We start from the raw sequence: 13,138 nt of genomic DNA on the forward strand, positions 1-13,138 counted from the left end.
TGAGCCGGTATGGGGCCTATGCCTTTTCAGGGCCGTGAAGGACGGCCATGACTTCATCGGTATCCGGCGGCAGGGCGTCTTCGCCCTTGGCCGAGTATTCCAGCTTCGACGCCGCGTAGATGGCGAGGAAGGAGAGGATCATGACGAATCCGCCGGGGTTCTTGTACTGCAGGAATTCAGGCAGCATGGACTTCCCGAGGATCATGAAGAAGGAGCCGATGATGCCCACGGCCAGCCCGGCGCAAGCGCCGTTCTTGGTCATCTTGGGCCACCAGACGCCCATGACCAGGACCGGGAAGAAGGTCGAGGCCGCGATGGCGAAGGCCAGGCCGACCAGGACCGCGATCTGCATGGATTCGGCCCAGAAACCCAGCGGGATGCCGAGCAGGCCCACCAGGACCGAGGAGGCGCGGGCGACCATGACGCGGGAGCGCTCGGGCATGTTCGGGTTGAAGACGTTGACCACCAGGTCGTGGCCGATGGCGCCGGAGCAGGCGATGATCAGGCCGGCCACGGTGGAGAGGATAGCCGCGAAGGCTCCGGCCACGACGATGCCGAGCAGGATCTGTCCGCCGAAGTGGGAGCCGGCGACCGGGACGGCCAGGTTCTTGCCGTTGGCAGCCAGCCACTTCATCAGGTGCGGGGAGACGCCGAGGGCCTCGCCCTGAAGATAGGTGTAACGGACCACGTGGCCGACGTAGGGGCTCAGGATGTAGAACATGCCGATGAGGAGCAGGACGTAGATGACGGTCTTGCGGGCGGCCTTGCCATCGGGCGCGGTGTAGAAGCGCACGAGGATGTGGGGCAGACCGGCGGTGCCAAACATGAGGGCCAGGAGCAGGGACAGGGTGTCCTTGAGGTTGGTCAGCCAGAAGGCCGGGCTGGTGTAGGCCGCGCCGTCGAACATCTTGCCGGTTTCCGGGTCAGGCCCCTTGAAGGTCGCAAGGAAGTTGACCACGTCGGTGTAGGTGTAGCCCTTGACCATGAAGGGAATGAAGGCGAGCAGGAACATTGCGCCGAACAGGATCCAGAACTGGACCAACTGGTTGACAGTGGTCGCCTTCATGCCGCCCACAGTGACGTAGAAAGTGATGATGCAGGCGATAATCACGATGGAAGTGCCGTAGTCCAGATTCAGGAGCAGGCCCATGACCTTGCCTGCGCCGAGCATCTGCGGGGCCATGTAGAAGAGCGAGATGAAGAGGACGCCGATGACGCCGAGGATGCGCGCTGTCTTGGAATGGAACCGCTCGGACACGAAGTCGGGCACGGTGTAGCGGCCGAACTTGCGCAGGGGGCTGGCCAGGAACAGGAGCAGGGCGATATATCCCACGAAGAAGCCCAGAGCATAGATGATGCCGTCAAATCCGAACAGGAAGGCGACGCCTGCGACGCCCAGGAATGAGGCCGCAGACAGGTAGTCCGAGGAGATGGCGGAAGCGTTGATGAACGAGTTGACCTTGCGTCCGGCCAGATAGTAGTCCGCCGACGTTTTCTGGCTGCGGAACATGAAGGTGGTCACGATGGTAAAGGCCAGCATGCATCCGATGAGGATGAGGGCCATGACAGGTATTTGGTATCCGGCTTCCATGTTACTCCTCCCCGAAGGTGGCTTCGATTTCGTCTTCCATGGCGTTGGCCTTGCCCACGTACCAGATGAACAGGCCCCAGGTGATGGGGTAGACCGCGATGGCCACGAGCCAGTAGTGCAGCGGGAAATCGAGGATAGACACCTGGGCCACCGCGTCTCCCAGCAGGTAGACGAGCAGGAAGATGGAGATGACGAACGCGAAGTATGGAATGCCCACACCGAGCGCTATGGCCAGTTGCCGTTTTCGGATCATGTCGATTTGGTTCATGGTTTACCCCCTCTGTTTGGTTGGTGTGTTTGCCGTTGAAGCCCTTTTACAGTAGAGAAAATGAAGGGAGCATCGTATTTCAGGTAAACGGTCAAACTGATCCGGTCGGAGCGGAAGCGGTCGTTTTGCTCCCGGTTAGCGGGCGTTTTGTCCCGATCAATGGTTCTCAATAAGCCCGAGGAGCCCACTTTGTGCGGTCAGGCGGCGGATAACCACCCGGCAGGGGTGACGGTAAACGGTTCATATGGCACGCCCAACGGACTGGACGGCGAACTGCTGGTCATGGCGCGCGAGGGGCGGCTGACCGGAATCCGGCGTACGCGTGCCGATCTGGTGGAGGACTGGCTGGACCGGGGCATGACCGCCGAGGAGACCTGCAAGCGGTTGTCGGCCTATAACCGGTCCGTGACTCTGGCCGTACTCGAGGCGCATGCCGAGAATCATCCGTGGCTGCGCGAGTGTGCATTTCTGGAATTCGGCTCCGGCGGTCGCGACGAGCAGGTTCTGGGCTCGGATCAGGACAACGGGCTGCTGCTGCGCGTCGATCCGGACCTTGAGGAGCTGGAGAGCGCGGCCCAGTCCGTGGTAATGGCCCTGGACGGCGCGGGCATGCCCTTGTGCGGCGGCGGGGTGATGATTTCAAACCCCTTGTGGCGCGGCGATTTCGACCAGTGGCTGCACCGTCTGACCGGCTGGCTCTCCAACCCGGCGGAAAAGGGAGCCTGGCAGTCTGGCCTCATTCTTGATTTTCGGTCCGTGTTCGGACCGAAGCGGGATGTCCTGCTCTTGCGCCAGCGGTTGTGGGAATATGTGCGGACCAAGCCCCTCGCCCTGGCTCTGTTGGTGGACGAACTGACCAATTACCGGCTTCCCCTGACCTTCTATGGCGCGTTTGTCACCGAGAAGGACGGGCCGTGGCAGGGGTTCCTCGACATCAAGCATTCGGTTCTGGCCCATCTGACCAACAGCGCGCGCATCCTGGCCCTCAAGTATGACATCATGCCACCCAACACCTGCGACCGGCTCCGCGCCCTGGCTGAGGTGGGGCATGTCTCCTCCGGTCATGCAAAAGCCCTTCTTGATTCCTGGGACTATCTCCAGCGCAAGCGGCTGACCATTGGTCTCGCCTGCGAGCGGGAATCCGTTTCGCCTCATAACTATGTCCGGCCGAGCGCCATGGACGCAGAAGAAAAGGCGCAGCTCAAGGCGGCTATCCACGCCGTGGAAAAGCTGGTTCACCTCGTTCAGGCCGGTTCCGGCCTCTGATCGGCTCCGATCTTGCAAAGCTTCAGGCGGCGACGGGGAATTGACATCCCCCCATCATATATAAAGGATATGACCGCGTGAACGTTCTCATTATCAACCTGACCCGTTTCGGCGACCTGATCCAGACCCAACCCGTGATCTCCGGCCTTGTGGAGCAGGGGCACCGTGTCGGTTTGGTCTGTCTGGAGAATTTTGCTTCTGCGGCCACGCTACTGGATGGGGTGGACGAGGTCTTTCCCTTTCCCGGGGCCGGGCTGCTCTCGCTGCTGGACAGTGACTGGCGGCTGGCCGTGGAGCGCGTATCGGCGTTTCGCGACAGGGTCTTTGAAAGAATGGAGCCGGGGCGGATAGTGAACCTGACTCCCTCGGTCTCCTCGCGCCTCCTGGCCCGCGCGCTGGCTCCGGACTCCGGCGACGTGGCCGGGTTCTCGGTGGATGAGTTCGGGTTCAACGCGGATTCCTCGGCCTGGGCCGCCTTTCTCCAGTTGGCCGGGAGCAATCGGGGCGCGAGTCCCTTCAATCTTTGCGATATTTTTCGCCGTACCGCCGGGCTCGGTGACGAGGGCAACTCCTTGGTATTGGCCCTGACCGATGATGCCGTCCTGTCTGAAGGGCAGCAGCGGCTTACTGATGGAACATCTGACAGCTCCAATGGGTATCTCGCTCTTCAGATGGGTGCGAGCGAAGAGAGGCGACGCTGGCCGGTTGAATATTTCGTGCGACTTGCCGAGCTCGTCTGGGAGCGTGACGGGCTGGTTCCGGTTCTTCTCGGCACCAAGGGGGAAGCGCATCTGGGCGAGCGGTTCCGGGAGCGTGCCGGATGTCCGAGCGTGGACCTCATGGGAGGGACCTCGCTGACGGAACTGGCCGGAGTACTCGGCAACTGCGCCGCCCTGGTCACCAACGACACCGGGACCATGCACCTGGCCGCCGGGCTGGGTGTGCCGCTCTGCGCCGTTTTTCTGGCCACCGCCCAGCCGTGGGACACCGGGCCATACCGGGCGGGCAATTTATGCCTGGAGCCTGATATGGACTGCCACCCCTGCCGGTTCGGCACGCGGTGTCCGAACGACAACAGTTGCCGTCGGGCCGTGGGGCCTGAAACTCTGTATGCTTCGCTGCGGGCCTTGCTGGACGGCGGCGATCCCGAGGGCTGCTCTGGTGCACGGGTTTGGCGAACGCGGACTGGAGACTATGGTTTCATGGATCTTATTTCCCTGTCCGGGCACGACGATGCGGACCGCACAGTGTGGAAAGGGCAGCAGCGGACCTATTTTCGGGCATTTCTGGACGGCGATATCGTGGCCGAGCCCTGCGGGCTCGGGCGCAAATTGTCTACGGGCATGGCGGAAGAATTATCCAAAACTTTGACGAACGCCCGGGACATGCTGTTCCTTCTTTCCCGCCAAGGCATGCTCCTGGCAAGCAACCCGAGATCCCAGGCCAAGGCCAAGTTTCTGGCTTCGTGGCAACGTCTTCAGGGTGTCTTTGATGCGAGTGAATATCTTGATATTCTTGGAAAATTGTGGATGTTTGAATCACAGAAGAGCGGCGGAGATCTGGCTTCTCTGCTTTCGCTGGTGGACCGGTATCACGGTCTGGTCTCCTCCCTGGTCAGGGAATTCGAGTAGTCGGCACGGATATTGAATGATCCGTGGCGAACCGGCATTTACGGAAAAATCAGCATCCCTTTCGAGGAGGAACCAATCATGATCCTGATAGACGGAAAGAAGTACGACATCGGCAGCCAGAATTTTGAGAATCTGGAGCAGGTCTTTGCCAAGGTGGTCGAGGACGGCCATCTGGAAGACCGCATTGTCACCGATGTGCGCATCAACGAAGAGCCGTTCACCGAAATTTATCCCCACCAGTCCGAGGACATCGAGATGTCCGAGGTGGAATCCATCGAGATCATCACCATGGGCACCAGCGACATGGCTGTGGAGATCACCCTGGAGCTCTATAAGGTCGTGAACATCATGGCCGAAGGCGGAAAGCGTGTGGCCGAACTGTTCCGCCAGGCCGACGACGCCGAGGCCCTGGAGACCTACCAGGACCTGCTTGAGGTCATCCGCAACTTCCTGCGCATGATCGGCGTGCTCCGCGATGAATATTCCCTCAAGGATCACAAGGACTACGAGCGTAGCGCCGAGGAACTCAATGACATGTTCACCGAGATGTCCACGGTGCTGGAGAACGAGGACTGGATTTTGTTGGCCGACCTTCTTGAATATGAATTCCTGCCGGCGGTGGAAAAGTGGAAGAAAGTCATCAAGCAGATTCGCGACGACATCCGCGAGTCCAAGAGGTAGACATGGCAAGCCGTCGCCGGTTGCTCGACGAGGCGCTTTCCATCGGTCGCAAGGAACTCGGTTGTCTGGCCGGTGGAGACGTCTTTGGAGCTGAGCGTTTTTCCCGGGACAGGGAGCGCATTCTTGATGAGGCCATTGCCGACCTGGACAGCGAACACCTCGATCAGCTTTCCGATGTGCTCGTTGAGGTGAAGTCACTGCAGGATCAGATCACCGCTGAGGCGCGTCGACTGCATACGAGCCTCAAGCAGGATCTGGCGGGCATGCGAAAGCAGACAAAACGGTTCGCCGGTTACAGTTTCGGTTCGGGAAACATGCCTCGTCTGGCCAAGGAAAGGTTTTTGAACAAGAAGGGGTGAGCCCCGCAGGATACGATTGGCAACAGGAGTCCCCGGTCATTGCGGCCGGGGATTTTTCATTTTCAGAATCGGTCCCAACGCAGTGAGCCGGTCTCTCCGAGCAGTTTTCCGCTGCCGTTGAATTCGATTCCCAAGCGGGTGAAGCCGGGGCGCCCTTCGTGCATGGAGCGGATCTCTCCGGCATACCAATACGGTTTGAAGGTCTTCTCCCTGAAGCTGAACATGAACAGGTTGATGGTCACCTGGGAGCCGGGGGCGCAGTTTTCGGGGATGACTTCGTTACGGATGCTCAGGCCGAGTCCTCCGTGGGAGATGTTGAGCACGGCGTTGGCCGACTGGGCCGCATCTTCCGTGGCAAAGGAGTTCACCGCGACGTGCGGTGCGGCATCAGGGAAGGCGATGTCCGACGTATAGGCTTCTTCCACCCAGAGTTTGATACGGATGAACTGTTGATCTGCCACGCGCTTGCGGGCGTGCTTGCGTCGGCTGATCTGCGCGTAGCCGGTGGGCACGGAGAGGATCAGGCGGTCCCGGTCCGGCCCGTCAGCCTTGAGCAGCTTGGCCGTGAAGGAGTTGACCGCGCCAAGGCTGGTCTTGACCGGGGCGAAGACGCAGGCGACAGTGTCGCCTTCCCTGGCCCGGATCTCCTCCAGGCGTTCGATGATTTCACACTTGATCTTGCTTGAGGCCACGGTGGTGACGACGCAACGGGCCGCCACGCGATTGCCTTTGGGGTCCGTGAGGACGTCCACGGACATGCCTTCCTGCTGCAGGGTGCGGGGCACGTTGACGCGTTTGGCCGGCCGTCCCTTCTTTCGGGGCAGGAGCAGCTTCAGGGCGAAAAGGAGCAGAATCAGCGCCAGCGCGCCGAGGAGTGCTCCTCCGGCCAGCCGGACGGTGTCGGGCGGGATGGAGGGGGCGAGCCCCTGGACGAGTTCGGTTATCGCGTCCGTTGCGCTGCTGATGAGATCCTGCAAGTTCATGATATGTTAAAAATTAACGAAATGCTTTTTGGCGTCAAGGACCTTGAGCAGGTAGCGCCGCGTTTCATCGTGGGGCAGCCTGGTGCGCAGGGTGGAATAGACCTGGGCGGGGGGTAGCGAGTTGATGCGGTCCGCTGCTTCGTCCCTGTCCCTGCTAAAGGTTTTGAGCACCCCACCTGCGCCGCCGTTGTATCCGGCGATGACGCAGTACTCGCGTGACACGGGATTGTTTATTGCTCCCAGGAAACGGGTGTCGAGCAGGTGCAGGTATGCGCTGCCATAGAGGATGTTCGTGGATGGGACAAAGAGTTTGTCTCGCCGAGGCGTGCCGTCATGCCCATTGAGGAAGCGGTAGACGTCGCTTCCGGCCGTGGACGGCACCACCTGCATGAGCCCGACGGCCATGGCCTGGCTGACCGCGAACGGGTTGAAGTCGGATTCCACCTTCATGATGGCGAAGATGAGATTGGGGCTGATGTCGAAACGCTTTGCGTTGGCCAGGACGGTGTCTTGGTATTTCCTTGCCCGGATGTCCAGGTGGTCCCTGACCATATCGAAGGAGACGGCGCGGGCGGTCTTGCCGTCGACCTCGCGCGAGCTCAGCCGCGTGGCGATGAGATAGTCGGCGAACCGCTCGGCCCGCCATGCCCAACGGATATCCTTGCCCTCATGATCCTTGACCTCGCCGAGCAGGAAGGGCGTCTCGCCGAGCTTGACCGTCTTGGCGGAGTAGAGGTCCACGGCCCGAGGATCGCCGGGGGTGAGCAATGTAGTGATAATGGCGTTTTTCAGGGTGGCGAGCGGTGCCTTGTCGTCCACGGTCTCAACGGTAATCCGGCCCGTGTCGAAGTCCACGCTGGCGCGGGAGAGGTAGTTGTCGGTGTATTTGACGTATTGCTTGGGCGCGGGCAGTTGGACGTCGTCCTCGCCCCAGACCGAAGCCACCGCCTCGATGAAGGCGTTGACCGTCTCTGTGAAGCGTTTGATGTCGCTCCCGAGGGCTGCCGGATTGGTCGCGTAGCCGATGGCCTTGTCGCGCGCCAGGGCCTCGGCTGCGGCCGCAGGGCTGCCCGTTGCCGCAGCTCTGGCGATGCGCACGGCATCATACCGCGAGCAGGACCCGAGGGCCAGGGCGAGGCAGAGCAGGAGGCATGTTCTCCAAGTGTGCAACACTCCATTACTCCTTGACATTTGCTTGGGCGCTGGTGACTATATAGAAAGGTTAAGAGGGTTTCACGAGAAATTCAAGCTGGTGAAAATCCTGGCACAATGGCGGTGCACAGCAGGAGGGTATTATGGATGGTCGAAACCCTATTGTCGAAATGATCGACCCCGCCCTGGAACAATTGATGGAACGGTTTTTCGACAGTTCTCACAAGGACGTCGATCAGATGAGGATGTTTCTCGAGGCCGAGGATTATTCCGGGCTCGCAAGACTCGGCCATACGGCCAAGGGGACCGGTTACGGCTACGGCTTTCGCGGCATGGGAGACATCGGATGCCATCTCGAGACGGCGGCTCGCAATGAGGATCGACAGGGATGTGCGGAGCATATTTCGCGCATGAAGCATTACCTGGACAACGTCAAGGTTGAATTCCGCAAATAACGGCACGGCGATGCCGGCAAGGAAACGGGTGGGCGACGCGATCGCCCACCCGTTTTTTGCTGGTATTCGATTTCGGCCGGGTTACAGCAGCTCCATGGCCGCGTCCACGTCCCAGTCTTCATGCACGACCTTGTTGAGCGCCGCCACGATCTTGGCCGGGCTTTTGTGCTGGAAGATGTTCCGGCCCACGGACAGACCGGAGCCGCCCGCCTGGATGGAGTCGTAGACCATCTGCACCAGGTCGCGGTCGCTGTCGAGCTTGGGGCCGCCCGCGATGACCACGGGTACGCAGCAGCCGTCCACCACGCGGGAGAAGGTTTTGGGGTCGCCGGTGTAGTTGACCTTGACGATGTCAGCGCCCAGCTCCACGCCCACGCGCGCGCAGTGGGCCACGACTTCGGGGGCGTACTCGTCTTTGATCTTGGGGCCTCGGGCATACATCATGGCCAGGACGGGCATGCCCCACTCGTTGGCTTCGGAGCAGACCGCGCCGAGGTCCGCCAACATCTGCGTCTCGGTGGCGTCGCCGAGGTTGATGTGCAGGGAGACCGCGTCCGCGCCGAGCTTGAGCGCATCGGTCACGGTGCCGACGAGGGATTTGGCGTTGGGAGTGGGGGAAAGGGAAGTGGAGCCGGACAGATGGATGATCAGCCCGATGTCCTTGCCGCCGGCACGATGGGAGCAGCGGGGGATGCCCTTGTGCATGAGCGTGGCGTTGGCCCCGCCCTCAGCCACCTGGTTCACGGTGTCACGCAGGTCCACCAGCCCGTAGATGGGGCCGACGGTGACGCCGTGGTCGATGGGGACGACGATGGTGCGTCCGTTGTTGCGGTTCATGATCCGTTCCATTCTGATCGCTTTACCCAAATGCATGACTGTCTCCTCGTGTTGTTGCGGCCGGGGTGCGGCCCAAAAAGAAAGAGGCCGCGGACTTTGCCCGCGGCCTCTTGGTTGTTCTCTGTACTGTTTAATTAATGCACACCAAGACCGCAGGCGTTCCTGTTAAAATAAAAGCTAAAAAAGAAAAAGAAACGGGCGGTAATGTTGTGCATGCGTATCAATTAGCCGAATGGAACGTGTGGTGTCAAGTGGCGATTGCGTAACGGCTTGAATTTCGATTCGTTATTTTGCCAAGGCGATGCACTTGAGTTCCACCAGACCGCCAAGGGGGAGCCCGCCGACCTCAATTGCGGCCCGAGCCGGTTTGTGATCCCCGAAGAATTCGGCATAGATGGCGTTCAGTTCCGCGAAGCGGCCCATGTCGGTGACAAAGACGTCTACGGACAGGACCTTGTCCAGGCTTGAGCCGCCTTCCTCCAGGATGGCCTTGAGGTTGGACAGGGCCTGCCGGGCCTGGGCCTCGAAGCCATTGGCCAGTTTCTCTTCGCCGGGAATGATGCCCAGCTGGCCGGACACATACAGGGAGCCGCCCGATTGGGTGGCTTGGGAATAGGGACCCACGGCGGCCGGTGCGTTGTCGGTGTGGATGAAGGAGATGGTCATGATGCCTCCTTGTTCCGGGCTATGCGTCGGCCCAGAGGTAACGGTTGCGTACGGGGGCCGGAAGTCGGCGCACAATTTGGACTATGCCGGCCATGGCCAGGATGGAAAAGCCCAGCCGCGCCCAGAGGATGCCGGAAATGTGGCCGCCCATGAGCGTGATGAGCAGGGTATCTTCGATGAGCGAATGGCACAGGCCCATGAGGGTCAGGGAATAGAAGATGTCCTCTTTGCCCACGTTGCCGGACTTGGCTTCGCTGATGATCAGGCCGCCGCCGTAGGAGAGCCCCATGGTCAGGCCGATGACCGTGATGGCCGAAGCCTTGGGGCCGATACCGATCACATTGAGCACGGGCCGCAGTATCCGGTTGAGCAGGTCGATGACCCGGATTGCGTGCAGCAGGCGCATGACCATGAGCAGGGAGAGGATGATGCAGAAGATCGAAATCAGGTTTTTGGCCTGGCCCAGAGCCCAGGCCGCCAGCGACGGATCGGCCGCTCCCAGTTGGTCCGCCTGGAACAGCAGAGTGGCCTGCCCCTGCAGGGTGCCTGTGGACGAATAGATGAGGTGCAGCGCCCAGGCGAAGACGAACGCACCCGTTAGACGGGCAAGGGCCTGGAAAAGGAAGCGTACCCCGGAGCGCTTGGCGATGGCGCACTCCACGGGCAGGCCGTGGGCCACAAGCATGAGTACACCGAGCACGGTGGCTTGTGCCGAAGTCAGCGGATTGTCGCCGATGAGGGAAGCCAGGACGATGAGCCCGGTATAGATGTTGTTGATGATGGCCGTGGCCCAGACCAGGCCCATCTCGGCGGGTAAGCCGACCAGGCTCATGATCGGCTCCAGCGGCCAGGCAAGGTACTGGATAACGTCCATCTCCTGGAGCGCCTTGACCGCGATCAGGATGGGAACCATGACCTTGAAGAGTTCCATGGATGCGGTGAAGGCATCCTTGAAGAGCGTTTTGGCAAAATGAATAATGGTGTTCATACGTTGGCCGTCCGGGAGGGACGATAGGGTATCAATGGGAAAAAGGGAAGCGGTCCCGACCGTAAAGCATACAAAAAAGGGGAGCCCCGAAGGACTCCCCGATGAATGTTTGGGTATCTTTGCCGTTACAGGAATGCTCCTGCCACGTGGTAGCTGAGGATTGCCATGGCAAAGGCGAGGGTGGTTGAGCCAACCACGCTGAAGGCGGCCCAGGACCAGCTCGATTCGCGGGCCATGGTCACCACGGTGACGAAGCACGGGGCGTAGAGCATGGTGAAGACGATCAGGGCGATGGCCGAGGCCACGGTGAACTGCGGGTCCTTCACCAACCGTTCGGACAGGGGCTGGGCCTCTTCCACGTCGAGCTCGCCCAGGGAGTAGGCTGTGGCCAGGGTGGAGACGATGACCTCCTTGGCCGCGAAGCCGCCGGTCAGGGCGATGTTCACCCGCCAGTTGAATCCGGCCAGTTCGGAAACGGGCTCCAGAGCGGTGCCGATGCGTCCGGCGATGGTGTTGCGCACGGCCTCTTCGGCTTCGCTGTTGTCGATCTCGGTGGTCTGCTCTTCTGTCTGGGCAGCGGCACGCAGCTGCGCGTAATGGTCCAGCCGTTCCTGGGGCAGCTGCGGGAAGGTCATCATGGCCCAGATGAGGATGGAGATGCCGAGGATGACGGTGCCCGCCTTCTTGGCGTACTCCCAGGTGCGTTCCCAGGTATGGATGAGCACGCCGCGCAGGGTGGGCATGCGGTAGGGCGGCAACTCCATGACGAACGGGGTGGACTCGCCCCTGATTACGGTGGAGCGCAGGATGCGGGCCACGATCAGGGCCATGGCCCAGGCGGTCAGGGTGATGCCGAGCATGACCGTGGCAGAGTTCTCCGGAAAGAAAGCGGCGGTGAGCATGAGGAAAACCGGGACCTTGGCGCCGCAGGTCATGTAGGGAGTGACGAATAAGGTGGCGAGCTTTTCCTTTGGCGAGCGCAGGGTGCGGGTGGCCATGACGCCGGGTACGGCGCAGCCGCCCGCGATGCCGCCGGAGACGATGAATGGCAGCACCGAAGTGCCGTGCAGGCCGAATATCTTGAAGATGCGGTCGAGCATGTAGGCCATGCGCGCGATGTAGCCCGAGTCCTCCAGGGCCGAGATCATCAGAAACATGAACATGATCAGCGGGACGAAGCCGAGTACGCCGCCCACGCCATCGATGATGCCGGAGACCACCAGCGAGCGCAGGTGTCCTTCGGGAAGGATGTTGGTGGCTGTGTCCCCAAGCCAGCCGAAAAACATTTCGAGCCAGCCCATGGGAATTTCGCCCACGGAGAAGGTCACTTTATATATGAGATAGATGATGCCGAGCATGATCAACGGCCCGAGCACGGTATGGGTGAGAACCTTGTCCATCTGGTCCGAGCGGGAGATTCGGTCCTCGTCGAGCACGGGATAGGAGACCACGTCCTTGATCATGCCTGCGATGAAGCCGTAGCGGTGATCTGCGATGAGGGCGTCGGGCTGGGCGTTGAGGGTCTTTTGCGTGTGTGCGCCCACTTCCTTGGCCATGGCCTCGAGTTTGTCCGAGAGGGCTGTATTGGCCAGACGTCCCTTGATGACCACGTCTTCGTCCCGTTCCAGGTACTTGATGCCGGTCCATCGGGCAGGAACCCTGTCCGTGAGAAAGTTTTCCTCGGTGATCATCCGGGTCATTTCGTCAAGCACGGGGTCGAGATCCGGGCCGTAGGAGATGTTCAGGGGCGACCAGGCGCCTTTTTTCTCCTCGGCCAGAGCCAGGGCGGCATCGAGCAGCTCCCTGGTGCCGGACTCGTTGCGGGCAACGGTCTCCACCACTGCGCAGCCGGTCAGCTTGGACAGGCGCGCGCTGTCGATGGCCTTTCCGCTCTTGCGGACCTCGTCCATCATGTTCAGCCCAAGGACCAGGGGTACGCCCAGCTCCATGATCTGCACGGCCAGGTAAAGGTTACGCTCCAGGGCGTCGGCGTTCATGACGTCGATGACGACCTCGGGGCGTTCGTCCACCAGAAAGTTCCGGGCCACCAGTTCTTCCTGGGTATAGGCGGTGAGCGAGTAAGTGCCGGGGAGGTCCACCAGTTCAAGGGAGTGGCCCCTTGCCTCGATGTGCCCGACCTTTTTCTCCACGGTGACACCGGGCCAGTTGGCCACGTGCTGTCGTGCGCCTGTCAGGGCGTTGAACATGGTCGTCTTGCCGCAGTTGGGATTGCCTGCGATACCGAGAGTGTAGCTGGCCAT

13 protein-coding genes are annotated in these 13,138 nt (G+C 61.0%); 5 read left to right on the forward strand and 8 right to left on the reverse strand.

All coding sequences use genetic code 11. The features are described 5' to 3' along the window. Window positions 1-16 precede the first annotated feature (16 nt). The gene (locus tag GM415_RS12215) at window positions 17-1,591 is read right to left on the reverse strand and encodes a sodium/solute symporter (RefSeq protein WP_158948563.1); all 1,575 of its coding nucleotides are present in this window, start codon (window positions 1,589-1,591) and stop codon (window positions 17-19) included. Between the two features lies 1 nt (window position 1,592). Continuing rightward, complete coding sequence (locus tag GM415_RS12220) at window positions 1,593-1,859, reverse strand: hypothetical protein (RefSeq protein ID WP_158948565.1); 267 nt, start codon at window positions 1,857-1,859, stop codon at window positions 1,593-1,595. A gap of 159 nt (window positions 1,860-2,018) precedes the next feature. Here GM415_RS12220 and GM415_RS12225 point away from each other — a divergent pair, with 159 nt between their 5' ends. The 4 genes from GM415_RS12225 to GM415_RS12240 all read left to right on the forward strand — a co-directional run bounded on the left by GM415_RS12225 (window position 2,019) and on the right by GM415_RS12240 (window position 5,796). After that, window positions 2,019-3,125 (forward strand): putative nucleotidyltransferase substrate binding domain-containing protein, encoded by a 1,107-nt coding sequence (locus GM415_RS12225; protein ID WP_158948567.1) that lies wholly within the window; start codon window positions 2,019-2,021, stop codon window positions 3,123-3,125. Between the two features lie 77 nt (window positions 3,126-3,202). After that, window positions 3,203-4,756, forward strand: a complete 1,554-nt coding sequence (locus GM415_RS12230) for a glycosyltransferase family 9 protein (RefSeq protein ID WP_158948569.1) — start codon at window positions 3,203-3,205, stop codon at window positions 4,754-4,756. Between the two features lie 78 nt (window positions 4,757-4,834). Beyond that, a complete protein-coding gene (locus GM415_RS12235) occupies window positions 4,835-5,437 on the forward strand; it encodes a DUF8043 domain-containing protein (RefSeq protein WP_158948571.1) in 603 nt (200 codons plus the stop codon). A 2-nt stretch (window positions 5,438-5,439) separates the two neighbouring features. After that, window positions 5,440-5,796 carry a hypothetical protein gene (locus GM415_RS12240; RefSeq protein ID WP_158948573.1) on the forward strand — a complete coding sequence of 119 codons (357 nt, stop codon included), beginning with the start codon at window positions 5,440-5,442 and terminating at the stop codon, window positions 5,794-5,796. A 62-nt stretch (window positions 5,797-5,858) separates the two neighbouring features. On the opposite strand, the gene GM415_RS12245 is transcribed toward GM415_RS12240, so the two are convergent. Further along, window positions 5,859-6,779, reverse strand: a complete 921-nt coding sequence (locus GM415_RS12245) for a hypothetical protein (RefSeq protein WP_158948575.1) — start codon at window positions 6,777-6,779, stop codon at window positions 5,859-5,861. Between the two features lie 6 nt (window positions 6,780-6,785). Then, window positions 6,786-7,952 carry a murein transglycosylase domain-containing protein gene (locus GM415_RS18205; protein WP_277872923.1) on the reverse strand — a complete coding sequence of 389 codons (1,167 nt, stop codon included), beginning with the start codon at window positions 7,950-7,952 and terminating at the stop codon, window positions 6,786-6,788. 122 nt (window positions 7,953-8,074) lie between these two features. Here GM415_RS18205 and GM415_RS12255 point away from each other — a divergent pair, with 122 nt between their 5' ends. Next, the gene (locus GM415_RS12255; RefSeq protein ID WP_158948579.1) at window positions 8,075-8,386 is read left to right on the forward strand and encodes an Hpt domain-containing protein; all 312 of its coding nucleotides are present in this window, start codon (window positions 8,075-8,077) and stop codon (window positions 8,384-8,386) included. A gap of 81 nt (window positions 8,387-8,467) precedes the next feature. Here the strand turns inward: GM415_RS12255 and GM415_RS12260 are convergent, their stop codons facing one another. From GM415_RS12260 to feoB, 4 genes are all read right to left on the reverse strand, one after another. Further along, entirely contained in the window at window positions 8,468-9,259 is a 792-nt protein-coding gene (locus GM415_RS12260) for a 2-amino-3,7-dideoxy-D-threo-hept-6-ulosonate synthase (RefSeq protein WP_158948581.1), read from the reverse strand. A gap of 249 nt (window positions 9,260-9,508) precedes the next feature. Beyond that, a complete protein-coding gene (locus tag GM415_RS12265; protein ID WP_158948583.1) occupies window positions 9,509-9,889 on the reverse strand; it encodes a RidA family protein in 381 nt (126 codons plus the stop codon). 19 nt (window positions 9,890-9,908) lie between these two features. Continuing rightward, window positions 9,909-10,877 carry a hypothetical protein gene (locus tag GM415_RS12270; RefSeq protein ID WP_158948585.1) on the reverse strand — a complete coding sequence of 323 codons (969 nt, stop codon included), beginning with the start codon at window positions 10,875-10,877 and terminating at the stop codon, window positions 9,909-9,911. 125 nt (window positions 10,878-11,002) lie between these two features. Beyond that, complete coding sequence (feoB, locus tag GM415_RS12275) at window positions 11,003-13,138, reverse strand: ferrous iron transport protein B (protein ID WP_158948587.1); 2,136 nt, start codon at window positions 13,136-13,138, stop codon at window positions 11,003-11,005.

The organism is Pseudodesulfovibrio cashew (genome assembly GCF_009762795.1).
Classification (GTDB): domain Bacteria; phylum Desulfobacterota; class Desulfovibrionia; order Desulfovibrionales; family Desulfovibrionaceae; genus Pseudodesulfovibrio; species Pseudodesulfovibrio cashew.

Coding starts and splice junctions, on each gene's coding strand:
- GM415_RS12240 (WP_158948573.1), top strand. CDS start 5,440: ATGGCAAGCCGTCGCCGGTTGCTCGACGAGGCGCTTTCCATCGGTCGC.
- GM415_RS12265 (WP_158948583.1), bottom strand. CDS start 9,889: ATGACCATCTCCTTCATCCACACCGACAACGCACCGGCCGCCGTGGGT.
- GM415_RS12235 (WP_158948571.1), top strand. CDS start 4,835: ATGATCCTGATAGACGGAAAGAAGTACGACATCGGCAGCCAGAATTTT.
- GM415_RS12255 (WP_158948579.1), top strand. CDS start 8,075: ATGGATGGTCGAAACCCTATTGTCGAAATGATCGACCCCGCCCTGGAA.
- GM415_RS12260 (WP_158948581.1), bottom strand. CDS start 9,259: ATGCATTTGGGTAAAGCGATCAGAATGGAACGGATCATGAACCGCAAC.
- GM415_RS12225 (WP_158948567.1), top strand. CDS start 2,019: ATGGTTCTCAATAAGCCCGAGGAGCCCACTTTGTGCGGTCAGGCGGCG.
- GM415_RS12215 (WP_158948563.1), bottom strand. CDS start 1,591: ATGGAAGCCGGATACCAAATACCTGTCATGGCCCTCATCCTCATCGGA.
- GM415_RS12270 (WP_158948585.1), bottom strand. CDS start 10,877: ATGAACACCATTATTCATTTTGCCAAAACGCTCTTCAAGGATGCCTTC.
- GM415_RS12245 (WP_158948575.1), bottom strand. CDS start 6,779: ATGAACTTGCAGGATCTCATCAGCAGCGCAACGGACGCGATAACCGAA.
- feoB (WP_158948587.1), bottom strand. CDS start 13,138: ATGGCCAGCTACACTCTCGGTATCGCAGGCAATCCCAACTGCGGCAAG.
- GM415_RS12220 (WP_158948565.1), bottom strand. CDS start 1,859: ATGAACCAAATCGACATGATCCGAAAACGGCAACTGGCCATAGCGCTC.